The sequence below is a fragment of the Saccharopolyspora sp. SCSIO 74807 genome (assembly GCF_037023755.1).
Classification (GTDB): domain Bacteria; phylum Actinomycetota; class Actinomycetes; order Mycobacteriales; family Pseudonocardiaceae; genus Saccharopolyspora_C; species Saccharopolyspora_C galaxeae.
In genome coordinates, this window is the sequence record NZ_CP146100.1 from 6,122,022 (window position 1) to 6,148,100 (window position 26,079).

18 protein-coding genes are annotated in these 26,079 nt (G+C 70.5%); 5 read left to right on the forward strand and 13 right to left on the reverse strand.

All coding sequences use genetic code 11. The annotated features are described in order from the left end of the window. The first annotated feature begins 81 nt into the window (after nucleotides 1-81). From V1457_RS28030 to V1457_RS28040, 3 genes are read left to right on the forward strand one after another with little or no spacing between them, the layout of a single operon-like run. Nucleotides 82-1,593 carry a type I 3-dehydroquinate dehydratase gene (locus V1457_RS28030; RefSeq protein ID WP_338598037.1) on the forward strand — a complete coding sequence of 504 codons (1,512 nt, stop codon included), beginning with the start codon at nucleotides 82-84 and terminating at the stop codon, nucleotides 1,591-1,593. A gap of 30 nt (nucleotides 1,594-1,623) precedes the next feature. Beyond that, entirely contained in the window at nucleotides 1,624-2,844 is a 1,221-nt protein-coding gene (locus V1457_RS28035; RefSeq protein WP_338598039.1) for an acyl-CoA dehydrogenase family protein, read from the forward strand. Between the two features lie 36 nt (nucleotides 2,845-2,880). After that, a complete protein-coding gene (locus V1457_RS28040) occupies nucleotides 2,881-4,284 on the forward strand; it encodes an MFS transporter (protein ID WP_338598041.1) in 1,404 nt (467 codons plus the stop codon). 118 nt (nucleotides 4,285-4,402) lie between these two features. Here V1457_RS28040 and V1457_RS28045 read toward each other — a convergent pair whose 3' ends face one another. The 4 genes from V1457_RS28045 to V1457_RS28060 form a co-directional block, all read right to left on the reverse strand. After that, on the reverse strand, nucleotides 4,403-4,747 hold the full coding sequence (locus V1457_RS28045) for a non-heme iron oxygenase ferredoxin subunit (protein ID WP_338598043.1): 345 nt from the start codon (nucleotides 4,745-4,747) through the stop codon (nucleotides 4,403-4,405). Between the two features lie 46 nt (nucleotides 4,748-4,793). Continuing rightward, nucleotides 4,794-5,423 carry an MBL fold metallo-hydrolase gene (locus V1457_RS28050; RefSeq protein WP_338598045.1) on the reverse strand — a complete coding sequence of 210 codons (630 nt, stop codon included), beginning with the start codon at nucleotides 5,421-5,423 and terminating at the stop codon, nucleotides 4,794-4,796. Beyond that, a complete protein-coding gene (locus tag V1457_RS28055; protein ID WP_338598047.1) occupies nucleotides 5,423-6,505 on the reverse strand; it encodes an S-(hydroxymethyl)mycothiol dehydrogenase in 1,083 nt (360 codons plus the stop codon). The genes V1457_RS28050 and V1457_RS28055 overlap by 1 nt, the downstream gene beginning before the upstream one ends. A gap of 496 nt (nucleotides 6,506-7,001) precedes the next feature. Then, entirely contained in the window at nucleotides 7,002-8,438 is a 1,437-nt protein-coding gene (locus tag V1457_RS28060; protein WP_295149013.1) for a DNA-binding protein, read from the reverse strand. A gap of 723 nt (nucleotides 8,439-9,161) precedes the next feature. Here V1457_RS28060 and V1457_RS28065 point away from each other — a divergent pair. Continuing rightward, nucleotides 9,162-10,553 (forward strand): LytTR family transcriptional regulator DNA-binding domain-containing protein, encoded by a 1,392-nt coding sequence (locus tag V1457_RS28065; protein WP_338598049.1) that lies wholly within the window; start codon nucleotides 9,162-9,164, stop codon nucleotides 10,551-10,553. 113 nt (nucleotides 10,554-10,666) lie between these two features. Here the strand turns inward: V1457_RS28065 and V1457_RS28070 are convergent, their stop codons facing one another. Continuing rightward, a complete protein-coding gene (locus V1457_RS28070; RefSeq protein WP_200071814.1) occupies nucleotides 10,667-13,312 on the reverse strand; it encodes a cation-transporting P-type ATPase in 2,646 nt (881 codons plus the stop codon). Between the two features lie 378 nt (nucleotides 13,313-13,690). Further along, nucleotides 13,691-14,668, reverse strand: a complete 978-nt coding sequence (locus V1457_RS28075; protein ID WP_338598050.1) for a class I fructose-bisphosphate aldolase — start codon at nucleotides 14,666-14,668, stop codon at nucleotides 13,691-13,693. A 517-nt stretch (nucleotides 14,669-15,185) separates the two neighbouring features. Between V1457_RS28075 and V1457_RS28080 the strand changes: the two genes are divergently transcribed. Further along, on the forward strand, nucleotides 15,186-15,770 hold the full coding sequence (locus V1457_RS28080; protein WP_200071816.1) for a TetR/AcrR family transcriptional regulator: 585 nt from the start codon (nucleotides 15,186-15,188) through the stop codon (nucleotides 15,768-15,770). A gap of 22 nt (nucleotides 15,771-15,792) precedes the next feature. Here the strand turns inward: V1457_RS28080 and V1457_RS28085 are convergent, their stop codons facing one another. The 7 genes from V1457_RS28085 to V1457_RS28115 all read right to left on the reverse strand — a co-directional run bounded on the left by V1457_RS28085 (nucleotide 15,793) and on the right by V1457_RS28115 (nucleotide 26,020). Next, nucleotides 15,793-16,134 (reverse strand): LytTR family DNA-binding domain-containing protein, encoded by a 342-nt coding sequence (locus V1457_RS28085; RefSeq protein ID WP_200071817.1) that lies wholly within the window; start codon nucleotides 16,132-16,134, stop codon nucleotides 15,793-15,795. Nucleotides 16,135-16,465: 331 nt separating this feature from the next. Next, nucleotides 16,466-18,151: a PQQ-dependent dehydrogenase, methanol/ethanol family gene (locus tag V1457_RS28090; RefSeq protein ID WP_295149866.1), complete on the reverse strand. Its 1,686-nt coding sequence runs from the start codon at nucleotides 18,149-18,151 to the stop codon at nucleotides 16,466-16,468. A gap of 14 nt (nucleotides 18,152-18,165) precedes the next feature. Next, nucleotides 18,166-18,627 (reverse strand): MSMEG_3727 family PQQ-associated protein, encoded by a 462-nt coding sequence (locus V1457_RS28095; protein ID WP_295149864.1) that lies wholly within the window; start codon nucleotides 18,625-18,627, stop codon nucleotides 18,166-18,168. Nucleotides 18,628-19,365: 738 nt separating this feature from the next. Further along, nucleotides 19,366-21,594, reverse strand: coding sequence for a catalase/peroxidase HPI (gene katG / locus V1457_RS28100; protein ID WP_338598053.1), 2,229 nt, complete (start codon nucleotides 21,592-21,594; stop codon nucleotides 19,366-19,368). A gap of 30 nt (nucleotides 21,595-21,624) precedes the next feature. Next, nucleotides 21,625-23,034 (reverse strand): LytTR family transcriptional regulator DNA-binding domain-containing protein, encoded by a 1,410-nt coding sequence (locus tag V1457_RS28105; RefSeq protein WP_338598055.1) that lies wholly within the window; start codon nucleotides 23,032-23,034, stop codon nucleotides 21,625-21,627. 404 nt (nucleotides 23,035-23,438) lie between these two features. Continuing rightward, nucleotides 23,439-24,548: a sodium:calcium antiporter gene (locus tag V1457_RS28110; RefSeq protein WP_200071822.1), complete on the reverse strand. Its 1,110-nt coding sequence runs from the start codon at nucleotides 24,546-24,548 to the stop codon at nucleotides 23,439-23,441. Next, nucleotides 24,545-26,020, reverse strand: coding sequence for an ATP-dependent 6-phosphofructokinase (locus V1457_RS28115; RefSeq protein WP_200071823.1), 1,476 nt, complete (start codon nucleotides 26,018-26,020; stop codon nucleotides 24,545-24,547). Before V1457_RS28115 ends, V1457_RS28110 begins: the two co-directional genes overlap by 4 nt. Nucleotides 26,021-26,079 lie beyond the last annotated feature (59 nt).

Here is a 26,079-nt window from a genome sequence, read left to right on the forward strand (position 1 = left end):
GTTCAGCCGCGTTGGAGCGGCTCGCGGTGCGCCGCAACGCGCCGGAAACCGACTCCGCCGCATCCGCACCGGGAGGCGAATTTGAGACCCGATGACTCGAAATTCGAGGCCAACGACGCCTTGATCAACGCAGTGCTGACCGATCCCGCGTCTGCCACGGACATCGCATCGCACGCGGCGCGGCAGGAGGTGGGCCTGGTCGAGGTCCGTGCAGATCTCGCCGGTGACCCCGACCCGGTCCAATTGCGCGAGCGCTTCGGTGCCCGTCTGCTTTACTGCCTCCGCAGCCCCGGCCGAGGTGGCGGGCTCGACGTCGCGCCGGAGCAACGCCACGCCCGGCTGCTGTCGGCGGCCGAGCATTACGACGTGGTCGACTTGGAAGCCGAGCACGACCTGGTCCCCGAGCTGCTGGACCGGATTCCGGTGCGACGGCGCCGCATCTCGTGGCATGGAACCGCCGCGGAGCGCGACGTGCTGCACGAGCGCTTCGACCGGATGGCGGCCATCGGTGCGGAGCTCTACCTGCTCACGACGTCCGCATCGCAGCCCGAGCAGGCGCTGGTACCGCTGCGGTTCCTCGCCGACCTCGGCCGTTCGGATGTCACCGCGTTCGCGACCGGAACCGCCGGGTTCTGGAGCCGCCTGCTGGCGCCCTGGCTCGGTGCTCCCGTCGTGTTCGGCAGGTTGGACGGCGACGACGCCGAAGTCCCCACCGTCGAGCAGCTGGTCGCGGACTACGGTTTTCCCCGGTTGCCCCCGCTGAACACCGTCTGCGGCATCGTCGGCCGCTCGGTGCTGGCATCGGTCTCGCCGCGGCTGCACAACGCCGGCTACCGTGCGCTCGGCATCCCCGCGTTGTACTTGCCGTTCCAGGTGGAGGAATTCGAGCCCTTCTGGGGCGCGGCCGCCGAGTCCGGCCTGAGCGAACTCGGCCTCCCGTTGCGCGGGGCCACCGTCGTGTCACCGCACAAGGAGGCGGCGCTCGCCACGGCAGGCACCGCCAGTCCGGCGGCGCGCAGTTCGGGTTCGGCGAACTCACTGGTGTTGCACGGGGATTCCTGGCGCGCCGACACGTCCAACAACCCCGCGATCAGCCTTGCCCTGACCCGCTTCGACATACCCGTCTCCGGCCGCAAAGCCGCCGTGATCGGTTGCGGCGGCGCCGGACGCGCCGCCGCCCTCGCCCTCGCCGGCTGCGGCGCGGACACCGTGCTGGTCAACCGCGATCCCCGTCGCGGCCGTGCCGTCGCCGAACTGCTCGGCTTCGAGTTCACGCCCTTGGACGAGTTCCGCGCGGACGGATATTCGCTTCTCGTGCACGCGACACCGGTGACCGGCCAGGTGCCGTTCCGACCGGCCGAACTGCCCGGCGACGCGGTCGTCGTGGACATGGTCTACGCCCCGGAGGAGACCGCGGTCAGCGCGGCCGCCCGCGATCGGGGTCTCGCCGTCATCGACGGGTGGGACGTGCTGCTCGCCGACGCCGGTTGCCAGTTCCACTTCATGACCGGACAGCGAATCCCCACCGAGCAGACCCGCGCGCTGCTGCAAGCGGCGCGGACGGCCCGGCGCGACCGCTCCCCGAACCGCTGACCAGCCGAACTCCGACAGGAAGGACCACACGTGGACCTCAACGGGACCTTGGAAGCAACGTGGCTGCACGAACTCAGCCCTGGAAGCCGCGACCTGCTCGGACGTGCGGGCGAAGTCGCCGAGGAGTGCGCCAAGCGTGCCGACGAGCACGACCGGGCGGCGACGTTCCCCGGCCGGGACTTCGACGATCTGGCCACCGCCGGCCTGAACGCAGCCACCGTTCCCCGCGAGCACGGTGGACTGGGACTCGGCCCGCTCAACGGTGACACGCTCGCGCTGTGGCTGATGACCAAGGAGCTGGCCAGAGCCGACCTCTCCCTCGGCCGATGCTGGGAAGGGCACACCAACGCGCTCGTGCTCATTCACGCGCTGGCCACCGAACAGCAACAACAGCGCTGGTTCGACGGAATCGTGCGCCGCGGCGAGAAGTGGGTCGCCTGGAGCGGGGAGCCGCAAGCCCGAAAGCCCGGTGAAAGCACCCGGTTCGGCACGAGCATCACCACCGTCGAGGACGGATGGGTCCTGGACGGCACCAAGGCGTTCGCGACGAGCGCGACCGGCGCGGACTGGGCCATCCTGCTGGTCAACACCGCAGGTCCCGGAGGCGCCCGGCACGCGGACGCGCCGGCCGACGGGCTGCTCCTGCTGGCGTGCGACCTCTCCGACCCCACCGTGACCATCGACGACTCGTGGTGGGACCCGATCGGCATGCGTGCCACCGCGAGCCATCTGGTCGAGTTCGACCGGACTTTCCTGCCCGCGCAGAACCTCATCGGTGCGCCGGGCGCCTATCTGCACCAGGGCTGGCAGAGTGCCTTCACCCCGCACTACGCGGCGAGCTTCCTCGGCGCCGCCGAAGGCGCCTTCGCCTATGCGCGCGAATACCTCATCCGGCAGGACAAAACCGCCGATCCCTACATTCAACAGCGCGTCGGCTCCATGGCCGTCAACGTCGAAACCGCTCACCTCTGGCTGGCCCACGTCGCCCGGCTCTGGGACGACGGCCAGCGCACCGGAGCGCAACGCGCAGGCAACCGCGCCCGCCACTTGGTCGAGCACCTCGCGCTGCAGACGGTCGACCACTGCATCCGCGCCTGCGGGGCGCGCAGCCTGGTTCGTCCGAGCCCGGTCGAACGGATCCTGCGCGACCTCACCTTCTACGCGCGCCATGACAACGACGATCACGTCCTCGCCACGATCGGACGAGCGGCGCTCGGGCAGACCCACGATTCCTCGTTCTTCAAACCCTGATCGCGCCCGTTCGCGCGTACCTGTGCAGGAGCTCTCGTGCCGATCGCCGTCGACCGGTCCAAGTCAGCGGGGAAGGAGGGGGCAGAACCCGGGAAATCCGCCAAGCGCTACCGCAGGCGGGTGATCGCCTCGGCTTCGGTGGCGTTGGCCATGACCGCGCCGGCGCAGACCGCGGCCATCTCGGTGTTCGTCGACCCGCTGAGCACGTCGCTGCACGTGTCGCGATCGGCGGTGGCCACGGCCTATTCGCTCGGCTCGCTGGTGGGTGCGCTGCTGATGCCGCTGCTGGGGCGGTTGCTCGACCGCTTCGGGCCACGCCGCGCCATGGCCACCGTCGGGTTCTGCTTCGGTGCGGTCCTGCTGGCGACCGGTGCGGTGACCGAAGTCGCCGGACTGACCGCGACTTTCGTCGGCATTCGCGTCGGCGGGCAGGCAGCGCTGAGCCTCGTGGCGACCACCGCGGTGGCCGTCTACGTGCACCAGCACAAGGGCTTCGCGACCGGTGTGGTCTCGGCGGTCGGCAGCTCTGCGATCTCGCTGGCGCCCCTGGTGCTCGAGCGGCTGATCGGCGAGTTCGGCTGGCGCACCGTGTGGCAACTGGAGGGATGCGCCGTCCTCGCGCTCACCGTGCCCGCAGCGCTGTTCGTCATGCCAAGGCGCGTGCGCACGGACGACGCGGCCGCGTCGAGCACGGCCCAAGCCGGATCGGCGCACTGCGTCGCCTCCGCTTCGCCCTCCCGGGAGACCTCCGCCGACCGGACGCTTCGGCAAGCGAGCCGGACCGCGGTGTTCTGGGTCGTCATCGGCGGTTCGGGCGTATGCAGCCTGGTGACCACCGCGTTGACCTTCCACCAGGTCTCCTTGCTGGGCGAACGAGGTCTGGGCGGCTCCGAGGCGGCCGCGAACTTCGTTCCGCAGCTGCTCGCGGGACTGCTGGCGAGCTTCCTGGTCGGCTGGCTGGCCGATCACGTCAACGACCGAGCGCTCGTCATCGCCATCATGGCGGTCCTCGCACTCGCCACGATCGGCGCCGGGTGGGTCCGTCCGGGTTGGACGGCCGTCGGGTACGGATTGGCGCTCGGCGCCTGCACTGGCGGCGTGCGCACGCTGAAGGCCGTGGTCTTCACCGATCACTTCGGCCCGGGGCATCTCGGAGCTCTGCGCGGCGCGGTGCATTCGGTCGTCATCGGCGCTTCCGCGCTCGGTCCCCTCGTTCTGGCCCTGGGCAGCGAGTGGTTCGGCTCCTATCGAGGCGCACTGGCCGTCCTGTGCGCACTGCCCGCACTGGTCGTCGCGGCGGCGTGCGGCGCAAAACCGCCGCGGCGCCCACGGCGACATCGTGTGCCGTGGGCGACGTCGCCCGCAGCACAGGTTCGCGGATCAGCGCGTCGCCGCGGGCGGCCGGCTGGATTGCGTTCCGGCGAAACGGAAAACCCTTGATGAAGTCGGTCCGGAAGCCGGCGGCTCAGCAGCACGGCGATGGGGCGCTGCCCAGCTCGCGTTAGCCGCACCCCGCGAAGGCGGCGCGGAAGTCACGCGAATTCGTCCGCCCTCGCGGTCACGCCAACGTGCCGGAGAACCAGGTCTCGATGTGCACGATGATCTCCCCCGCGATCACCTCCACTTCGTAGGTGCGCAGCCGTTTCGCCGCGGGGCCGCAGAGCGGGTCACCGGTGCGCACGTCGAACTGCGAGCGGTGCAGCGGGCACTCCACCGACATGCTTTCGAAGCGGCCCGCGCTGAGCACGGCGAAGGCGTGCGTGCACAGGTCCTCCAAGGCGTACACGGTGCCGTCGACGTTGAAGATCGCGATCGCGGGGAAGGCGATGCGCAGCTTGCGTGCCGTGCCCGGCGGGAGCTCCTGCAGGCTGCAGGCCCGCACGCGGTGAGTGGTCCATCCCATCGACCACGTCCCTCCCACGGGCGCTCGCGATCGCGAGCGCGACCGGCTAGTACCCCCTGCTGATCCACTCGTCGAGGTGCGGGCGCTCAGCGCCGATGGTCGTGGTGTCCCCGTGACCGGGATACACCACGCGCGAATCCGGCAGCGTGAACAACCTGTCCCGGATGGACTCGACGATGACACCGAAGTCCGAATAGGACCGGCCGGTCGCGCCCGGGCCGCCGGCGAACAGCGTGTCGCCGGTGAGCACCGCGTCCAGCTGCGGAACGTCGAAGCACACCGCGCCGGGCGCGTGCCCGGGGGTGTGCAGCACGTGCAGCGCGACTCCGGCGACGTGGATCTCCTGGCCGCCGGCCAGGTATCCGTCGGGGTCCCGGCTGCGGTGGATCTGCCGCCACAGCACCAGGTCGTCGGGGTGCAGCAGCAGCGGCGAGCCGGTGGCGCCGGTCAGCTGCGGAGCCACCCGCACGTGGTCGTCGTGCGCGTGGGTGGCCAGCACGGCCAGCACGCGGCGGTCGCCGATCACCTCGCGGATCGCGGCGACGTCGTGCGGGGCGTCGACGACGACGCACTCCTCGTCGTCACCGATGACCCAGACGTTGTTGTCCACCTCGAAGGTCTGCCCGTCCAGCGAGAAGGTGCCGGAGGTGATCGTGTGGTCGACGCGGGCCGCCATCAGAACACCACCACCGAGCGCAGCACCTCGCCGCGCGCCATCTTCGCGAACGCGTCCTCGACTTCGCCGAGCGCGATCTCCTCGGTCACGAACTTCTCCAGCGGCAACCTGCCCTGCTGGTACAGGTCGGCGAGCATCGGGAAGTCCCGGCTCGGCAGGCAGTCGCCGTACCAGGAGGACTTCAGCGCCCCGCCGCGACCGAAGACGTCCAGCAACGGGAGCTTGAGCTCCATGTCCGGTGTGGGAACCCCGACGAGCACGACGGTCCCGGCGAGGTCGCGGGCGTAGAACGCCTGCTGGTAGGTCTCCGGGCGGCCGACCGCGTCGATGACCACGTCCGCGCCGTTGCCACCGGTCAGCGACTTGATCTCGGAGACCGTGTCGTCCTCGGCGGCGTTCACGACGTTTGTCGCGCCGAATTCCGCGGCCCACTCGAGCTTCGTCGGATCGGTGTCCACGGCGATGATCCGAGCCGCCCCGGCCAGCCGGGCGCCCGCGATCGAGCCGTCCCCGACACCGCCGCAGCCGATCACGGCCACCGAGTCGCCGCGGGAGACGCCGCCGGTGTTGACCGCCGCGCCGATTCCGGCCATCACGCCGCAGCCGAGCAGCGAGACCACGGCGGGCCGGGCCGCCGGGTCGACCTTCGTGCACTGCCCCGCGTGCACCAGCGTGCGCTCGGTGAACGCCCCGATGCCCAGCGCGGGCGAGAGCGGCGTGCCGTCCTCGAGGGTCATGGACTGCTCGGCGTTACCGGTGTCGAAGCAGTACTGCGGGCGCCCGCGCGCGCAGGCGCGGCACTCGCCGCAGACCGCGCGCCAGTTGAGCACCACGAATTCGCCCTCGGCGACCTCGGTGACGTCCGGGCCGGTGGCCTCGACGATCCCGGCGGCCTCGTGGCCGAGCAGGAACGGGAAGTCGTCGTTGATCCCGCCCTCGCGGTAGTGCAGATCGGTGTGGCAGACCCCGCACGCCTGCACCCGGACCAGGACCTCACCCGGCCCTGGCTCGGGCACGTCGATCGGCACCACCTCGACCGGCTTTCCACGACCAGGTGCCACCACGGCACGCGACTTGATCATCCGCAGTCCCTTCGAGAAGAACTCCACCGTCCTGCGCGGCGATCCCCGGCTCTTCGCCGTTGCACGCGCGACCCTTCCGGCGAAGCCCGCGAAGACCTCGCCCACGGCGCTGAACCGCACTGCGGGAGTTCGGGGGCCGTCCCGCGCCGATGGCCGCGGCGAAATCGACCGCGTAGCGGACATCGGAAAGCGCTGTCGCGCGCCGCCCGGCCCTGCGTCAGGTCGTCCGCGTCCGCGCGGTCATCCCGGGCCACCTCGTTGCTCACCTCCCGGCCGACGCCGCGCGCGAATCGTTCCCGCGGCATCGGCCCGCTCGGCCGCCCACGCGCACGGCGGGTCGTTCAACGGGAACGGTCCGGACCGAATTCGCTGCGCGGTCGGCGCAAATGCGGTGTTTCCGAGGAAAAGCCTGTGCGACGCAAGGAGGTGGGACAACCGATCTCCAACCACCGGAGAGAGATCGTGAACGAACGGCGGCGGCACCGCGACGAGCGGATCAGAGGCCGAGCAGCCGCCGGATCTCCGGTGCGTGCCGCCGCGAAACGGGCACCAGCTCGTGCGAGCGGGGCTCGGTGATCAGCACGAGTTCGCCCTTCACACCGCGCTCCAGCTCGGCGACCCGGCGCAGGTTGGCCACGAAGCGCCGGTGCACCCGCCGGAAGCCGTGCGGGGTCAGCAGTTCCTCGACGTTGTCCAGGCCGCGAGTGGCCGCCTGGATGCGCCCCCGGTCGGTGCCCAGCCACACGATGTTGCGATCGGCCTCGGCGTAGCGGATCTCCGCGGGAGCCAGCAGCACCAGCCGGTCGTTGCGGATGCCGATCACCCGCCGCGGCAGCGAAACAGCCGCCGACTGGGCGGTGTTCTCGTACGGCTCGCCCTCCTGCATCCCGAACGCGCAGAACATGCCCACCACGTGGTTGGCGTCCACGACGGGGCGCAACGTGACCGGGATCGGATTCTCGCCCGGGCACACCGACAACCAGGCGTAACCGCTCCACTGCGGCCGCTCCACCGCCCGGCTGGTCGCCCAGCGCACGACCTCGGCGAACTCCGGGATGTCCGGCTGCCAGCGGTCGGCAGGCTCGACCACGCCGCTGATCACCGGGCTACCGGTGGTCAGCCGCAGCAACGAGGCCGCCGCGTGGTTGGCCGCGACGACGTTGCCGCCGCGATCGATGGCCATGACCGCGCCGCTGTCCTGCGCGGCCTCGGCGTTGAACTCGGCGAGCACGCTCTTGGACTCGGACAGCGCGCGCCGGTAGATCTCCTGCTCCACGCTCGCGGCCGCCTGCGTCAGCCATTCCGGGACGCGCTCGGACATCGGCGCGTTCCACCGGGAGATGTTGATCGCGGCGACCGGCGAGCCGGTGACCACGTCGCGAATCGAGATGCCCGCGCAGGCCCACTGGTGGAAGCCCTCGCACCAGTGCTCCGGCCCGGTGACGGTCACCGGCCCCGAGACCTCGAAGGAGGTGCCCATCCCGTTGGTGCCGGTGCACTGCTCCGACCAGGACGACCAGGGGGCCATGTTGGCCGATTCGGCCCGCTTGCGGGTGCTCGGGTCGCCCCAGGAGCCCAGGATCCGGCCTGCTCCGTCGGTCACCGCCACGACACCGCCGTCGAACTCGACCTCGCGGCCGGCCAGCGCGCCAAGGCCACCGAGCTTCGCGAAGATCACGTCGTTGTCCAGCCGGTGGTCGTTGTAGCCGGGGGCGTCGGGCGCGACGTGCAGCGTGGGGTCGACTTCGTACCGGTCCCGGCAGCGGTACCAGGAGGCGAGGATCTCCGGGCGCACGCCCTGCTCGACGTCCTCGCCCGTCGCGAAGCTCTCCCACGCCCGCGCGACCCGGCTCGAGGTGGCCACCAGGGAATCGGCCCCGTTGCTGCCGGAACAGCTCGGAACGATCTCCAGAGGTGGCACTCTCCCGGTCATCGCGACCTCCTCGTCGCTCGAAGGGCGGTACCCGCGCAGAATCTATCAGTGATAGCGGTCACAATGTAGCATTCGGAATGCCACTGATTCAAGACATGCGAGCTTTGCGCGACCGATCCATCGCACCGGCCGGAACTCCGGCGATCTCCTCTTTATCGTTGAAAAAGGCGTGTTCTCGCCCCCGATGCCGGACGACAGGATGCCGTGCGTTTTCCGCCGTGCCAACGGATCGACGACGAACGGCGGGCGATCACGGACGAACGGTCGCCGCCGGCTGATGAGCGGTCCGATGCTTCGCCGGCGGTGCCGCGCCCGCAACGACGGGAGTCGCCGCCAAAACCGCCGGAAATCCCGGGCGCAACCAATTGCCGCCCGGCTCGCCGCGCATTTCAATGGTTTTCCCGCCGAGCCCGGACTCCCGGAACGAACCTGCCGCCCGGACGCTTTTACGAGTTTCCGCGCGTGGTGCTCGCCCAACGCGCGCCAGCAGCGGGCGGGCAGTGCGATCGGGGTCGCGTTCGACGCGACCTTCACCGCCGCTGATGCGCGATCCCGGACCGTTCATCACCGCTCGGCCACCGCTCGTGCGAGGTTCGGGCGCGGTTGTCCCAGCCTGCTGGCACTCGCCTCGCTCGGCGTCTTAGCTTGCGATCTCGCGGTGGTCATCCTCCGGCGCGGGATCCGGGCCACCGGTCGGCTCGGTGCGACCAAAGGCGGTCTTGTATGGCGGAAGTGCACCGGCTCGCACCGATCTCCCGGACTCCGGGGAAGTCGACGGTCTACGGGGCGTGGGAGCGCTTCGTGCGGGGTGCGGACGACGTCCGCGGCGTGCGGCCGGAGGTGCTCGTCTCCTGGCTCCGCTGCCGGGACCGATACCGGGTCGATCCGAACATCACCGAGGCGCCGGTCGCGGTCGCCGAGGTCGACCACCCGCTCGAGCACGACGTGGTCTTCGCCGAACTCGGGTTCCGCGCGGCCACCGTGGCCCACGAAGTGAGCAATGCGGGCGGGGTCGTGACCGTCACCGACGCCACCGGCCGGATATTGGCCGAGTGGGGCGATCAGCGCACCCGCGATCGCGCCGCGCAGGCGAACCTCGCGCCGTGGTTCTCCTGGGCGGAGGGTTCCACCGGCACCAATGGCATGGGCACCGCGCTGGAGTCGCATGCGCCGGTGGTGGTCCGGGGCGCGGAGCACTGGTGCCAGGCCTTCCACGACTGGAACTGCGCGGGCGTGGCCGTGCGCGACGTGGTGACCAGCGAACCCATCGCCGCGCTCAACATCTCCTGCTGGCGCAACGAACTTCCCGACGCGGCGGGCGCTTGGTTGTCCAACGCCGCCACCCGGACCCGGTCCACCCTGCGCAAGCGCGCCCAGGACGGCTGCGCCGAGCTGATCGCCGCTTACAACCATGCGCGTGCCCGGGCGGGTGTGTCGTTGGCGGCGTTGGACCCGGCCGGGCAGGTGGTGATCGCCGACGATCGCGCGAGCGTCCTGTTAGGCGTGCCGGGTTCGACCCCCGCGACCGACCCGGCCGCGCGCTGGAACCCCGGATTACCCGAACTGGTCCGGGTCGCCCGCTACGCCGCCGGACAAGCCGCGCACAACCCCGACTGGGTCGGCTCCACCCAGATCTTCACCCACCTCGCCGACGAACCCACACCGATCAACATCCGGCCCGTCTTCCTCGCCGGACACCTCGTCGGCACCCTCGTCGAACTCGGGGTGTCCGACGCCGAACAGCTCCCGCGCGCGGAAGGCGGCGGCAACCAGGGATCACCACCCCGGATCGTGGCGATGCGGGACAGCCGCTTGGTGCTGCTGCGCCACCCGGAGATCTCCTTCGCCGAATCCGAGGGCAACGACGTGTGGCTGACCACCGACCAAGGCCGACTGCGAGCCGCCTCGGGCAGCTTGGACAAGCTCGAGAGCGAACAGGGCGGAGCCGGGTTCCTGCGCGTGCACCGCCGCTACGTGGTCAACATCGGCCGCGTCCGCGAGGTCGAACGCCGCTTCAAGGGCGAGATGCTGCTGGTGATGGACGACGAGCAGAACACGATGGTGCCGGTATCCCGGCGGAACGCCCCAGCGGTGCGCCGGGAACTGGACCTCTGATCGCAAGCATGAGCTCGCCGACGGGCTAGCCGCCGGGATCAGCGCGGCGCTCGACCGGGCGCAGCGCAGCGGAAGACGCGCTTCCTGCGCGCCCGTCCGGCAGCGATCGGGGCTCAGCGCCGGTGGCGCAGCTTCGCCAGGTCGATCCACGCCACCGCGAGGATCGGTACCAGCACCGCCGCGAGCCATTGACCGGCGGTCAACGCGGTCAGGTTCAGCGCGTCGCGCACCGCGGGCACGACCGTGATCAACGCCAGCCACGCGGCGGTGCCCAGCGTCCAGAGCGGCAGGAAGCCGTTGGAGCGCAGCCCCGAGCGCACCAGCGGGGTCCGCTCCGAGCGCATCACCCAGGCCAGTGCCAGGTAACCGACCATCCAGCCGGTGAACGCGAGCGTCTGCGCGGTGGCGATCGGCGCGCCGCTCCAGACCGCCCCGAGGTAGATCGAGATGACGGCGAGGAACAACGTGGCACCGCAGGTGAAGATCGCGGTGATCAGCGGCCGGTCCAGGAACGGGCGCCGGGGGTCGCGCGGCGCCCGTCGCATGGTGTCGTTCTCGGCGGGTTCGGCGGCGAAGGTGGCGCTGCCCGCGATGTCCATGAACATCTCCAGCACCACGATCTGGATCGGGGTGAACGGCACCGGCAGCCCCAGCGCGACGCCGCCGGCCGCGGTGGCGATGAGCCCGACCTTGCAGGCCAGGTAGTAGCGCACGCCCTTGCGCAGGTTGTCGAACAGCTGCCTGCCCTCGCGCACCGCGCGGGTGGTGGTGGCGAAGTCGTCGTCGGCCAGCACCAGGTCGGCCACCTCGCGGGCGACGTCCGTGCCGCCGGCGCCCATCGCGATGCCCACGTCGGCCTGGGCGAGGGCCGGTGTGTCGTTGACGCCGTCGCCGGTGACCGCGACGATCTCCCGGCGCGCGTGCAGCGCGCGCACCAGCCGCAGCTTGTGCTCCGGGATGGTGCGCGCGAACAGCGAGGTCGCCGAGGCCGCCGCGGCGAGCTCGTCGTCATCGAGCTGGTCGATTCGCGGTCCGGTGAGCAGCGATCCGGTGCCGTCGATCCCGATCTCCGCGGCGATGGCCCGCGCGGTGCCCGGGTGGTCGCCGGTGATCATCACGACCCGGATGCCCGCCCGGCGCAGATCGCGCACCGCGTCGGCGACCCCGGGCCGTGCCGGGTCGGTCAGCCCGGCGAACCCGGTCAGCACCAGCCCGGTCTCGGCTTCGTCGCGGTCGATAGCGCCGCCGGGCACCTCGCGCGTGGCCACCGCGATCACCCGGATCCCCTTCGCGGCCATCCGGTCGACCTGAGCGCGCAGGCGGTTCCGGTCGTCCTCGGTGAGCGGCTCGGCGCGTCCCGCGACCAGCCGGCTCGAGCACCGGCCGAGCACGGCCTCGGGCGCGCCCTTGGCGATCAGCAGCGGCCCGTCGTCACAGCGGTGCACCGCGGACATGATCTTCCGTCCGGCGTCGAAGGGGTGCTCGGCCAGCAGCTCGCCGGAGACGCCACCGGGCTGGCCGGGCAGCAGACCGTACCGGTGGGCGGCTTCCAGCAGCGCGACGTCGGTCGGGTCGCCGAGGACGTGCGCGGTGTCGTCCCGGTGCACCACGGTCGCGTCGGTGCAGCCCGCGGCGAGCGCGAGCAGCCACCGCTGCGCGTCGTCGGGATCGCCGTCCTCTTCGCCGACCTGACCGTCGACCTCGCCGGTGGCCAGGTGCGCCAGGATCATCCGGTTCTCGGTGACGGTGCCGGTCTTGTCGGTGGCTACGACGGTGATGGTGCCGAGGGCTTCGGCCGCCCGCAGTTGCTTGACCACCACGTTGCGGCGGGACAGCCGGTAGGCGCCCAGCCCGAGCACCATGCTGATGACGATCGGGAGTTCTTCGGGGATGGTGGCGAAGGCGAGGGTGAGACCGGTCAGGATCATCTCCCGCCAGGGTTGCCCGCCGAGCAGCCCGACCACCGGCACCAGCACGCTGAACCCCAGAGCCAGCCAGGCCAGCCAGCGGGCCAGCTCGCGCATGGCCTGCTGCAACGCCGTGCGCGGCGGCTTCGCCTCGATGACCAGCCCGGTGATCCGCCCGAGCTCGGTGTCCATGGCGGTGCTCAGCACGACCGCGCGGGCGCGACCGGCGACCACGGTCGTCCCAGCGAAGACCAGGTTGGATCGCTGCGCGAGCGGCGCGTCGAAGGCGAGCACCGCACCGGCGTCCTTGTCCGCGGGCACCGGCTCCCCGGTGAGCGCGGATTCGTCGACCCGCAGCCCGGCGGATTCGATCAGCCGGGCGTCGGCGGCCAGCCGTTCTCCCGCGCGCAGCACGAGCACGTCGCCGGGCACCAGGTCCTCGGTAGGCACGTAGCGGACCGCGCCCTCGCGCAGCGCGGGCGCGGTGGGTGCGGACAGCTTGCTCAGCGATGCGATGGCGGCCTTGGCCCGGTACTCGGTGAACACCTCCACAAGCACGACCGCGGCGATCACCAGCACGATCGCCGCGGTGTCCGCGGGCTCTCCCCACAGGCCGTAGAGCACGGCGACCGCGAGCAGCAGCAGGATCATCGGCTCGGTGCTCTCTTCGCGCAGCACCCGCCAGAACGTCACCTGCCGCGGCTTGACCCGCCGGTTCGGTCCGAAGCGCGCCAGTCTGCTCGCGGCCTCCTGCTCGCCGAGGCCGTTTGCAGGCTCGACCCCGAGCCGTTCGAGGACCTCTTCGGACGTAGCCGCGTGCCCGTGCTCGACCACGGGTGACGGCGCGCTCACCGGCGCGTTCCGTCCAGCTGGGACATGCGGGAAAGTGTTGCATCGCCGCGCCGCCCGGTCCGCACCGGACGGATGCGCCTTCTCCGCCGAGCGGCGCACGGCGTCAGCCGGATCTCGGTCGCGGTGGGCGCTCGCACCGGCTCCCCCGGCAACGGCATGGCCATGCGCTCGCCGACGCGCAGCAGGCTCGCGGTTTCCGCGGCAGGTCGTCGCGATCGTCCTCGACCGGACACCGCGGGGTGCGAGCGCGGCTCAACGCCGCGTCGCCGGTGCTCGTTCCGCGAGATCTCCATGGTGCCCTCCGGGACGCTCGGCCGACCGCGGCACCGACCGCACGGGGCCTCGCCGGTGCGGTCGGTGCTCGTCCTGCTTCCGCGCTCAGCGAGCCGCGGCGTTCGCGACCGCGCGCACCGACAGCGCCCGCTGGGCGGCCTCCCAATTGGCTGGATCGCCGCGCCAGGACTCGAGCGCGGGGCCGACCAGCGCCCGGCCGAACGAGTAGGTGAGTTCCCAGGGCAACGAGCCGCAGTTCTGCATGGCCCCGAGGTGCCTGGTCGCGGTCTCCGGGGTCTGCCCGCCGGACAGGAAGGCGATGCCGGGCACCGTCGGAGGCACCGTCTCGCGCAGGGTCTCCACCGTGGTCCGCGCGGCCTCGTCCACGCCGGGCTGCTCCGGGCAGTCCTTGCCGGCGACCACCATGTTCGGCTTGAGGACCATGCCGTCGAAGTCGACCTGCATGAGGGCGAGCTCGTCGAACAGCGACCGCAGCACCACCCGGGTCACCTGCTGGCACCGGGCCAGCGAGTGGGAGCCGTCCATCAGCACCTCGGGTTCCACGATCGGCACCAGGCCGCCTTCCTGGCAGAGCCCCGCGTACCGCGCCAGCGCGTGCACGTTGGCGCGAACCGCGCGTTCCGAAGGGAGGCCGTCCCCGATGTCGAACACCGCGCGCCACTTGGCGAAGGTCGCCCCGAGGCCCACGTACTCCGCGACCCGTTCGCGCAGCCCGTCGAGTCCTTCGGTGACCTTCTCCCCCGCGGCCCCCGCCAACGGCTTGGCGCCGGTGTCGACCTTGATGCCCGGGTGGATCCCCATGGCCGTCAGCGCCTCGGGGAAAGTGCGCTCGTCGGACAGCCGCTGGCGCAGCGTGTCGTCGGCGAGGATGACCCCGCTGATCGAATCGACCAGATCGGGAGTGGTGACGATCAATTCGCGGTAGACCCGCCGTTTCTCGTCCGCGGCCTCCACCCCGACGCTTTTCAGCCGGGCGGACATGGTTCCGATGCTCTCGTCGGCGGCGAGCACTCCGCGCCGATTGGAAACCAGGGTGTTCGCTACTTCGGCCAAGCTGGACATTTGTCGTTACGCCTCCTAGCGCGCCGTGTTTCAACCGGCTGACCGGTTCGGAATATCGCACCATAAACGATCGGGCGACGGCCGCCGTTGCCGGTGCCGGGTGCTCCCGGTCAGGACCGCGAGATTCGGACGGTCGCCCGCAGTCCGGGCGCGGACCGGGCCGGGCGCCGACGGACCCGAGGCGACCGCTTCCCGCCATGCATCCCTTCCTCTTCCTGCGGTTTCACCGCAGGAAGGACGCATACCGAGTAGCCAGGCTGCACGGATCTGTACGTCCGGTCAACGCATTCCGCACGAAGCGGTGCTCCGGCGCCACGAACGGTCCGGAAAACGCGCCAAGTGGATTCGCGGAGCACTCGCGCGAACCCGCAGCGACGTCGTCCCCGGAATTCGCCGACCGACACCTCGGAACGGCTCCGGAACCCATTGCACGGCCCCAGCGGTACGGGTATTCTGAATCGGCTCGACCAAAAGTTACCGGCTTTTGAATCCGATCAGGGGTGCATCTGTGTCACCGATGGAGCGCACCGAAACCAAGCGGGAACTCATCATCGAGGAAGCCTCCCGGATGATGTACGAGCGTGGCACCGGAGTGGGGGTGGATACGCTCGTCAGCGAGATCGGCGTCGCGAAGATGACGCTCTACAAGCACTTCCCGACCAAGACGGACCTCATCGTCGCGTGCTTGGAGCACATGGACGACTGCCACCGGGCGCGGCTGAGCGGGGACATCGACTGGACCTCGTCGCCCAGGCAGCGACTGCTGTCGGTCTTCGACGCCCTCCGCGTCTGGTTCGCCACGCCGTCGTTCCGCGGGTGCGCCTTCGTCAACGCGACCGTCGAGCTCGCCGACACCGCTCCGCAGGTGCGCAACGCGGTGCGCGAGCACAAGAACGCGATGCGCGCGTGGGTGGTCAAACTCGTCGAGGAGTGCGGGCTGCCGGACAAGCAGTTCGTCGCGAGCCAGCTCGCCCAGCTCATGGAGGGGGCGACCACGACGGCACTGCTCGAGCGGGATCCCGCGGCGGCCGACATCGCGCAGGCCACGGCCCTGCAGGTGCTGGACAAGGCCAAGGAGGCGAAGTCCGCCCGTTCGCTGTGAGAGCATCCCGACGCACCAGCGTTCAGAGCCCCAGCGCTTCGGTGACGAACTTCGCCCGACGACGGGAAACCGGGACGACCCCGCTGTAGTTCTCGACGGTGAGCTCGAGCTCCCCGCCGTCCTTGCGCTCCACTTCGCGCACCCGGCTGAGGTTCACCAGGTAGCTCCGGTGCACTCGCACGAAGCCGCATTCCGCGTACTTGTCATCGATGTTGTCGATCCCGTCGATCGCGCACCGGAAGCGTCCGAGATCGGTCCGGAGCCAGACGGCCCTGCCGATGGCCTCGGCCACGATCACCTCGGCGATGTCGAACAGGACCTGCCGCTCCCCTTTGATCCCGACAACACGTCGCGTCGACCCCATGGGTCCTCCCATAGCACCGTCTCGGAAGCCGTTTCGCCTCGCCTGGCTCCGTCCAGGTAGTACTGGTCTGTCCGGCAGCGGCTTTCCCGCGCTGCCCGCCAGGTTCCGGCGGTCGGCCGGTCTCCACCGCGCTGCCGCCTGCTCCGTCGCCGGCTCCGCCGAGTGCGCGGCCCCGGATTCCGGCGCCGTCCGCGGGCCCGCGAGGTAGGAGTCATGACCAGGACGTCCGGGCGGGCGGTGCGGGCGCCGTACGCCCGCACCCCCGCCCGGAGGTTCCCCTTGCTGCACGTCGCGCCGTCGCCGACGGTCGTGGAGGCCGCTGCTGGGGCGATCAGTCCGGCAGGGCGAACACGATCAGCGCGCTGCCGTGGCCCGCGCCGAGCATTCCCGGAATGATGCCCTCGAGCCAGCCACCCCAACCGACCGGCACGGCGACGTACTGCTTGCCGTCGACCATGTAGGTCGTCGCGCTGCCGTGGTGGCCGCTGCCGCACTGGAACTTCCACAGCTCCTCGCCGGTGCGAGCGTCCAACGCGAGGAACTCGCCCGTCGGGGTGCCCGCGAAGACCAGGTCGCCCGCGGTGGCCAGCACCGAGGCCGCCATCGGGTGGGAGTTGCGCCAACGCCACTGCTCGACGCCGTAGGAGTCGAAGGCGCTGACCGAACCGGCCATGTTGTCGATGTCCACCTGGACCGCGGCGCCCCAGTAGGGCATGCCTTCCTTGAACTCACGACGGCGGCGGGTCGCGGTGGCGCCCACGTCGGCGACCGGCACGTAGAACATCTCGGTACGCGGGCTGAACGCGGCGTGCGTCCACTCCTTGGCACCGGCGGGCCCCGGGTAGAAGTGGACGGGTTCGCCCTCCTTGTCCGGGTACTTCCGCGGGGTCACCTTGCCGTCGCGGGTGATGGTGCCCCAGTCGATCCGGTCGACGTACGGGGTGACGTGCTGCAGCTCGCCGTTGGTGCGGTCCAGCACGAAGAAGTAGCCGTTCTTGTCGAAGTGGCCCAGCAGCTTCTTCCCGTCCCGCTCGAACAGGGTCATCTCCATGGTGGAGTCGTAGTCCCAGAGGTCGTGCGGGGTGAACTGGTAGTGCCACTTGATCTCGCCGGTGTCGACGTCGACCGCGACGACGCTGTCGCTGTAGAGGTTGTCGCCCTCGCGGACCGCACCGTCGAAGTCGGGAGCCGGGTTGCCGGTGCCCGCGTAGTACAGGTTGGTCTCCGGGTCGTAGGTACCGGTGACCCAGTGGTTCGCACCGCCGCGGGTCCACGCCTCGCCGTCGTCCGGCCAGGTCTCGGAGCCCTTCTCGCCCGGCTTCGGGATGGTGTAGCAGCGCCAGCGCTGCTGACCGGTCTCCAGGTCCCAGCAGTCGATGTGGCCGCGCACGCCGAACTCGCCGCCCGCGCTACCGGTGATCACCGTGTCCTTGACGACCAGCGGGGCGAGCGAAGCGCTCTCGCCGGCGCGCACGTCGCCGATCGTCTTCTCCCAGACCTTGTTGCCGTTGGTGGCGTCCAGCGCCAGCAGGTGGGCGTTCGGGGTCACGAAGTAGACCTTGCCGTTGGCGATCGCGCAGCCGCGGTTGACGTTGCCGCAGCACAGCGACACGTCGAAGGGGACCGCGTGCTTGTAGCGCCAGAGCTGCTCGCCGGTCTTGGCGTCCAGCGCCCAGAACCAGCCGTCCCAGCCGGTGACGTACATGACGCCGTCCACGACCATCGGGGAGGTCTCGAAGGCGTAGGTCGACGCACCCGCGATCTGCCCGGAGGTGCCCGCTTGGAAGATCCAGGCCGGACCGATGCGCTTCACGTTCTCGGTGTTGATCTGGTCCAGCAGGCTGTACCGCTTGCCGTCGTAATCACCGTAGTAGGTGATCCAGTTGTGCGATTCCGAACGCGCGTTCTTGATGCGCTCGTAATCGATGTTGTCGGTCACCGCGGGGGCGGTTCCGGAAATGGCGCTCAGCGCCCCGTGGTCGATCGCCTCACCGGCGTCAACGTATTCGACTGTCATGAGTTCGTCCCTTTCTACCGGCGCGGCTGGTCGGGGCGGTCGAGACGGGCTTCCGGCGGCACTTCGCCGAGCACGACGATGGCGGCGGTCAAACCGCGGCCCTCGTCGTTCCCGCCGGGCGAGCTGTACCAGTAGTAGCCGGGGCCATCGAGGTTGAGCCTGGCCTTGCCCTTGGAGTGGTTCAGCAGCCAGAGGAACTTCTTGTCACCGTTGCTCGGCAGCAGGCAGGCGTGCGTGTTCCGGTCGTCGTTGATGACGGTCAGCTCGACGTCACCACCGTGCGGCAGAACCAGGATCGCCGGGTCCCAGGCGATCTGGTCCTCCCGGATCCGGACGGTGGCCTCCATCGTGCCGTCCGCGCGCTCGGTGGCCCGCTCGATCCCGCCGGTTCCCAGCACACGACCGATCGCTGCGCTGTTCTGTGCGTCCAAGCCGAGCTCGTTCAGCAGGTCGTCGCGTTCCTGCGTCGTCGTCATTGGACTTCACCTCCTCATTTCGAATCCATGTCCGGACCGCTCATACCCGCCTGGGGTCGCTCGCAACTGGGTGCGCCTCACGTGCAGGCCCATCGTTCCCCTTTGATCGATGCCTCCGCAGACGATTCCGTTCGACCGGGAAAGGTCCACTCGGCGTGCGCGCACACCGAATCAACAGCATCTCCCGGGTCGTCGCACAGCACGGGACGAAATCATCGGAAACCGCCGGATGAAGTGCGTGCTGAAATTACGTTCCCTCCCACCGGGAACACGCGGACGTGCCGAGCGGAGTTCGCGGAGTGGGCTCCGGTACCGAGTTCCGCTCTTTTAACCTGTGGTACTCGACAATTTTACGGTGGCGGGCACCACACCGGAAGGGCCGACCGCTGACCCGGTCCACCGCACCGCTCGCACGGAATGAGCTACCGCCCAACCGGGCTCGTGATCCCGGCTCCCACCGAGTGGACCCGCCTGCCGGGTGCCGCGGCGAGGCCGCCGCCACCGGAATCCCTTGCGCTGCCTGAACGTTCCAGCTGCGACATCGGTGTCAGAACCCGGACCGAGCAGGCCGCGGAGGCCCGCGAGCACCGCTGCGGCGCTCCCGGCAGCTGGGCGAAGCGCCGCTTTTCCGGGGCTCCGTTCACCCGGCGTGCGAAAGCCCGCGCGGACCGGCGTGGTCCGCGCGGGCTCGGTGGGAATCGCCGCGCGTTTCACCGCAGCACGTGCTCGGGCGAATCGTCAGGTCAGGTCGAAGCGGTCGAGGCTCATCACCTTGTGCCACGCGGCCGCGAAGTCCTGCAGGAACTTCTCCTGCTCGGCGGCGTAGACCTCGGCGATCGCGCGCAGTTCGGAGTGCGAGCCGAAGACCAGGTCCACTCGGCTGGCGGTCCACCGCGGCGCGCCGGTGGACCGATCGCGGCCCTGAAAGGTTCCGGGCAGACCTCGTTTCGGCATGTCCGGCACCCATTCGGTGTCCATGTCGAGGAGGTTGGTGAAGAAGTCGTTGGTGAGCAGGCCCGGCCGGTCGGTGAGCACGCCGAGCCGGGAATGCCGGTGGTTGGTGTCCAGCACGCGCAGCCCGCCGACGAGCGCGGTCATCTCCGGGGCGGAGAGGGTGAGCAGGTTGGCCCGGTCGACGAGCTGGTACTCCTGCGGGAGCCGATTCGCCTCGCCGTAGTAGTTGCGGAAGCCGTCGGCGCTCGGTTCGAGCGCGGCGAAGGCCGCCGCGTCGGTCCACTCCTGGCCCGCGTCGGTGCGTCCCGGGGCGAACGGCACCTGGACGTCGTGGCCCGCCAATGCGGCGGCGTCCTCCACCGCGGCACAACCGGCGAGCACGATCAGGTCGGCCAGCGAGATCTGCTCGTCGTGCTCGGCGTTGAACAGGTCGCGGATCCGCTCGAGGGTGGTCAGCACCTTCGCCAGCACTTCCGGGTCGTTGGCCGCCCAATCCCGTTGCGGCGCCAACCGGATGCGGGCGCCGTTCGCGCCGCCGCGCTTGTCGCTGTCCCGATAGGTCGATGCCGAGGCCCACGCGACGAACACCAGCTCCCGGACCGAAAGGCCCGAGGCCAGCACGCGGTTTTTCAGCTCGGCGAGGCTCTCGGCCGTGACCAGCTGGTGCTCGACGGCGGGGACCGGGTCCTGCCAGAGCATCCGCTGCTCGGGAACCAGCGGGCCGAGGTAGCGCTGGATCGGGCCCATGTCGATGTGGGTGAGCTTGAACCATGCGCGCCCGAAGGCGTCCGCGAGCTGCTCCGGGTGCTCCGCGAAGCGCCGCGCGATGGGCGCGTAGACCGGGTCGTCCTGCAGCGCGAGATCGGTGGTGAGCATAGTCGGGCCGCGGCGGGTGTCCGGGTCGTGCGGGTCGGGAACGGTGCCCTCGCCCGCGTCGTCCCGGGGAATCCACTGCCACAGCCCGGCGGGGCTGAGCTCCACGTCCCACTTGTACGCGAACAGGGTCTCCAGGAACGAGTTGTCCCACCGGGTCGGTGTGGGGGTCCAGATGCCCTCCAAGCCGCTGGAGATCGCGTCCGACCCCTTGCCCGTGCCGTGGCGGTTGCGCCAGCCCAGGCCCATGTCCTCCAACGGCGCGGCCTCGGGCTCGTCGCCGAGGCTGCTCATGATGTCGGCGGCACCGTGGGTCTTGCCGAAGGTGTGCCCGCCTGCGATCAGCGCGACGGTCTCCTCGTCGTCCATCCCCATCCGCGCGAACGTGGTGCGGATGTCGCGCGCCGAGGCGACGGGGTCGGGCAGCGTCGCGGGGCCCTGCGGGTCGACGTAGATCAGGCCCATCTCGTCGGCGGCCAGCGGTTCTTCCAGGTCGCGCACGCCGGTGTGCCGCTCATCGCCCAGCCAGGTCCGCTCGGGCCCCCAGTAGACGTCGGCGTCGGATTCCCAGGTGTCCCGGCGTCCGCCTGCGAAGCCGAGCGTGCGCAAGCCCATGGTCTCCAGCGCTCGGTTGCCCGCGAAGACCATCAGGTCCGCCCAGGAGATGCTGCGGCCGTACTTCTGCTTGACCGGCCACAGCAGCCGGCGGGCCTTGTCCAGGTTGCGGTTGTCCGGCCAGCTGTTGGTCGGGGCGAAGCGCTGCATGCCCGACGAGGCCCCACCGCGTCCGTCGCCGATGCGGTAGGTACCGGCGCAATGCCAAGCCATCCGCAGCACCAGCGGCCCGTAGTGCCCGAAGTCGGCAGGCCACCATTCCTGCGAGGTCGTCAGCACCTCGTCGATGTCGCGGGCCAGCGCGTCGAGGTCCAGCTCGGCGAATTCCGCCGCGTAGTCGAAATCCCTTCCCAGTGGATTCCGCGACGGGTGGTGCTTGGCGAGGATTCGGAGGTTGAGGCGGTCCGGCCACCAGTCGCAGTTGTCCCCGCCGGCGGCCGGGTGGTTGCGCACGCGCTCGGCGGTCCGGCGAACGCTCTGGTCGTAGTTGCGGCTGATCGCCACGGCATCGGGATTTTCCGGCATGGAAGCTCCTCTCAGCGGCGCGTGACGCCCTCAGATGCCCAGCGCCCGGCGCACCGCTGGGGCGTTCCGCCGGGAGACCGGCACCATCGTCCGCGCCTCGTCGTCCATCACCAGGGCAAGTTCGCCTTTGAAGCCGCGTTCGACCTCGCGGATGCGGCCGATGTTGACCACGTACTGCCGGTGCACCCGGAGAGCGGACCCGCCCAGCTCGGTCTCGAGCTTGTCCAGGGCCGGTGAAGCGGCTCGCAGTCGGCCTTGGTCGGTGGTCAGCCACACGTCGTTGCCCTCGGATTCGGCGAAGGAGATCTCCGGGTGGCGCAGCAGCACCAACCGGCTGTCCCGCATCGCCACGATCCGGTGCCCCTGCGCCTGGTCGGAGGCGGCGGCGCCGCCTTCCGCCCGCGGGAGCTGCTCGGCGTCGGACACCCCGAGTTCGACGAGGGTGCCGACGAGGTGTCCGGACAGGAACACCGGCCGGATGCTGATCGGCGTGGGTTCGTCGGCGAGGTGGGTGAAGATCTGGGTGGAACCGACCCAGTCCCGCGTGTGCGCGGCTTGTTCGGCCGCGTAGCGGGCCACCCGGACCAGCTCGGGCAGACCCGGGTTCCAGCGCGCCGCCGGGTCGGTCGCGGGGGTCGAACCCGGCACGCCTAACAGGACGCTCGCGCGATCGTCGGCGATCACCACCTGCCCGGCCGGGTCCAACGCCGCCAACGACACACCCGCCCGCGCACGAACGTGGTTGCGCGCGTGGTCGTACGCCGCGATCAGCTCGGCACCGGCGTCCCGGGCGCGCCGCCGCAGCATGAACTGCGTCCTGCTGGCGGCGTTGCTCAGCCAGGCGCCCACGGACTCCGGAAGCTCGCTGCGCCAGCAGGAGATGTTCACCGCCGCGACCGGCTCGCTGGTCACCACGTCGCGCACCGCCACGCCCGCGCAGTTCCAGTCGTGGAAGGCCTGGCACCAGTGCTCCGCGCCCCGGACCACCACCGGCGCATGCGACTCCAGCGCGGTGCCCATGCCATTGGTACCGGTGGAACCCTCCGCCCAGGAGAACCACGGCGCCAGGTTCGCCTCGGCGGCGTAGTTGCGGGTGTCCTTGTTGCCCCACTCGGCCAGTACCCGGCCGGTGGCGTCGGTGACGGTCACGACCCCGCCGAGATCGCTCACCTCGTTGACGACCGAGGCCGCGCGGAACCCGAGCTCGGCGAAGACCACATCGTGCTCGAGCGTGTGGTCCACGTCCGTGATGGCCACCGGAGCTTCGGCCAGATACGGATTGACGCGGTACTGGTCGCGGCACCGCTGCCAGGACAGCGCCACCTCCGGCCGCACACCGCGGACGTCGTCCGCACCCCGCACGAAGCGCTCCCACGCCCCGTAAACCGTCGACTCGCCCCCGCCGCCCGTCTTGGCGCGGAGCCGGTGCACATCTGCCATCCGAGACCGCCTTTGGTCCGTCACCGCCCCGGAACGCGCGAGGCCGGTGCGACCGCACATCACGTCGCGTTCCGAGCCGGTCCGCGTCACTACTCCGATTTCGCACGCCTGTCGGAAACGCCGAGAACTCCGGGACCCGGTCGATGCGGCCCGAGTGCTCGCACGACTCATGACCGCGCATCGGGCGATGAACCGGACGCAGCCGTGCGGCTTTTCCCGCGCTCCGGCTTCCCGACGTGGAACGGAAAATTACGTGGTGGGAGATTCGGCCGACAAGGCGAGCGCGACGACCGCTGACCAACGGCGCACGAGCGGCGGCCTCGCGACAACCAGCGGTGGTCATGCCCCTCCTTCCCCGCGATCTCCGTCCGGCTCGCCCGCACCGGATCATTCGCCGGAACGGCCTAGTCGGTGTCGAGTGGAACCCCGCCGAAAGCCGTCAGGCTGATGACGAAGTAGGCGGCGTAGAGCGCTAGCAGCACCCCTCCGTGCCAGCGGCGCAGCCGCCCGGTGGCCAGGAAGATCGCCGACAGGACCGTCATGCCGAGCAGGACCGGCAGGTGCCAGGACAGCACGTTCTCGCCGATCGTTATGTCCCCGCCGAGCAGCAGGACGATCCCGAGCTTGCCGGTCAGCGAGAACACGACGCTGCCGATGACGTTGGCGACCCCGATCTCCGGCGCGCCCCTGCGGGCGGGCTCCACGGTGAGGAAGACGTCCTCGAGCGACAGCGCCAGCGTCGCGATCGTGACGCCGAAGACGGTGCCGTCGATGTCCAAGGTCTCCAGCAGTCCTTCGGTGCCCTGTCCGGCGAGCGCGGCGCCTCCGATCAAGCCGGCCAGCGCCAGCACCGCGAACAGCAGGCTGATCGGCAGGGACCGCTGCCTCGCTGCCAAGAAGCCCTGGTCGATCCGCAGGTCGCCGGGCAGCTCGAAGCCACCGCCGCCCGGCTCCGTCGCGGGCGGGCGAGCTGGCGACCGCTCACCGGCCGCGCCGGATTCCGAGGTGGTCGCGACGCTGACCGCACCGGCCTTCTCGACCTGCTCGTAGAACTCGGCGTTGCGGAACACCGGCCGCCGCGCTGCGTACTCGCGGTAGCCGATCCAGCCCACGAACACCGCGAACAGCACCACCAGCACGACGCCCATGGACTGCGTCAACGCGCCGGTCGAGGCGAACAGCGACATCGCCGCAGGACCGGCCGCGAACAGCACGAGGTAGTCCTTGGGGACGTCCACCGGGCACGGGGCGATGAGCGCCGCCAGTGCGAGCACGATTCCCATGATCGCGATCGTGGTGCCGATGACGGTGCCGAGCGCCGCGTGCTGCAGTTCCTCGACATTGAGCACGATGCCGTAGGCGAGGTCGTCGAACTCGATCCCGGTGAACAGCACGGCGACCAGGAACAGCGAGACGACCCACCTGCTGGACACGCCGACCAGGTTGCCGATCAGCTTCTCCGCGCAGTACACGAGCAGCGCGATCCCCAGCGCGAACTCCAGCGCGGCCATCATCGGAAGCTCCGCACCGGGCCGGCGCCGGGGAGTTCGGCATCGCGCGGCTCGCCGGCGCCGCCGTCCCGGTCGCGGGACGACCGGCAGCTGCGCCGGTAGTCCTGCGGGCCCGCCTCCGCGTCCGGACGGCCGTGCGAGCCGTGCCTCGGAACCAGGTGACCGGTCGCCTCAAGCACCGACATCCACAGATCTCCATCGGGATCGACCTCGTTGCGATGGCTGATGATCAGCGGCATCGGCACGTGCACGAAGCGGCGCCGCCAGCGCACCACGGCGGTCTCGGTGCGCCCGGCCATGGCCGCGTGCACCGCGGCGTGGGCCAGGCGCAGGCAGTAGACGCTGTCGTAGGCGTTGGCGGTCACGCTTCGCACGGCGTAGCTCGGGTCGATGTAGCGCACCGTGGGCGACAGGCCCGCCCCGATCAGGTGCGCCGTGATGGTCTCCCGCAGCAGCGCACCGATGTCGCCCAGCCTGGCGTTGCCGGAGGGATCGGTGGTGTCGGCGAGCAGACCGCGCTCCTGCAGCAGCTCCTGGCCCGCTCCCTCGGCCACTACGACGACCACGAAGCCCTTCTCGCGCACGTGCCGCTCGACCCGGGCCAACAGGCCGTCCGGCCCTTCGAGCGCGAACGGCACTTCGGGGATGAGCACGACGTCGGCGGCGTTGCGGGCCAGCGAGGCGTAGCAGGCGATGAAACCGGAATGCCTGCCCATCAGCTTCACGATGCCGATGCCGTCGGGACTCGCCGCGGCCTCGATGGCGACCGAGTCGATGAAGTTGGCCGCCTGCGCGAACGCGCTCTGGAAGCCGAAGGACTGGTCGGTGTAGGGCAGATCGTTGTCGATCGTCTTGGGGACCCCGATGACCGCGATGTCCAGACCGCGCCGGCGGATCGCCGCGGCCAGGTTCGTCGCGGCGCGCATCCCCCCGTCGCCACCGATGACGAACAGCGCGTCCACCCCGCGCAGGACCAGGCTGTCGACCATTTCCTCGGGCTCCTGCCCGCCGCGCGAGCTGCCCAGGATGGTGCCGCCGGAGTTGTGTATCTCGCGGACCCGATCCGGTGTCAGCTCCTCGGTGTCGTCGCGGTTCGCGGCCGTCAGCCCGCGGAGCCCGTTGCGGAAGCCGAGGATCCGCCGCACGCCGTAGTGCACGGTGAGTTCCTGGACGATGCCCCGGATGACGTCGTTGAGCCCCGGGCACAGCCCGCCGCAGGTCACCACGCCCGCCGTGACGCGGGAGGAGTCGAAGTAGATCTTCCGGCGGGGTCCGGCCGCCTCGAAGCTCGGCAGCTCCTCCGGCGGGAGGTCGTGCTCGGCGAGCATCGAAACGGTGTCCTCGAGCAGCACCCGGTCGCCCTCCGCCACGTAGTGCGGCGAAGTCCGCTTGGCCGCGAGCATTTCGCAGAACGGTGAGTCGTAGCGGCACTCACCAAGGTGGCGAACGCGCAGGTTGTCCAAGTGCATTTTCACCGAATCTCCTAACCGACGACGGCCGTACGACGAGGCCGGCAGATCGATCACTGGGGCGG

What these genes read in the sequence shown, in the direction of transcription:
- V1457_RS28055 (WP_338598047.1), bottom strand. Translation starts at nt 6,505, where the DNA reads ATGATCAAGTCGCGTGCCGTGGTGGCACCTGGTCGTGGAAAGCCGGTC.
- V1457_RS28045 (WP_338598043.1), bottom strand. Translation starts at nt 4,747, where the DNA reads ATGGGATGGACCACTCACCGCGTGCGGGCCTGCAGCCTGCAGGAGCTC.
- V1457_RS28090 (WP_295149866.1), bottom strand. Translation starts at nt 18,151, where the DNA reads ATGACAGTCGAATACGTTGACGCCGGTGAGGCGATCGACCACGGGGCG.
- V1457_RS28095 (WP_295149864.1), bottom strand. Translation starts at nt 18,627, where the DNA reads ATGACGACGACGCAGGAACGCGACGACCTGCTGAACGAGCTCGGCTTG.
- V1457_RS28105 (WP_338598055.1), bottom strand. Translation starts at nt 23,034, where the DNA reads ATGGCAGATGTGCACCGGCTCCGCGCCAAGACGGGCGGCGGGGGCGAG.
- katG (WP_338598053.1), bottom strand. Translation starts at nt 21,594, where the DNA reads ATGCCGGAAAATCCCGATGCCGTGGCGATCAGCCGCAACTACGACCAG.
- V1457_RS28060 (WP_295149013.1), bottom strand. Translation starts at nt 8,438, where the DNA reads ATGACCGGGAGAGTGCCACCTCTGGAGATCGTTCCGAGCTGTTCCGGC.
- V1457_RS28080 (WP_200071816.1), top strand. Translation starts at nt 15,186, where the DNA reads ATGGAGCGCACCGAAACCAAGCGGGAACTCATCATCGAGGAAGCCTCC.
- V1457_RS28075 (WP_338598050.1), bottom strand. Translation starts at nt 14,668, where the DNA reads ATGTCCAGCTTGGCCGAAGTAGCGAACACCCTGGTTTCCAATCGGCGC.
- V1457_RS28050 (WP_338598045.1), bottom strand. Translation starts at nt 5,423, where the DNA reads ATGGCGGCCCGCGTCGACCACACGATCACCTCCGGCACCTTCTCGCTG.
- V1457_RS28110 (WP_200071822.1), bottom strand. Translation starts at nt 24,548, where the DNA reads ATGATGGCCGCGCTGGAGTTCGCGCTGGGGATCGCGCTGCTCGTGTAC.
- V1457_RS28065 (WP_338598049.1), top strand. Translation starts at nt 9,162, where the DNA reads ATGGCGGAAGTGCACCGGCTCGCACCGATCTCCCGGACTCCGGGGAAG.
- V1457_RS28085 (WP_200071817.1), bottom strand. Translation starts at nt 16,134, where the DNA reads ATGGGGTCGACGCGACGTGTTGTCGGGATCAAAGGGGAGCGGCAGGTC.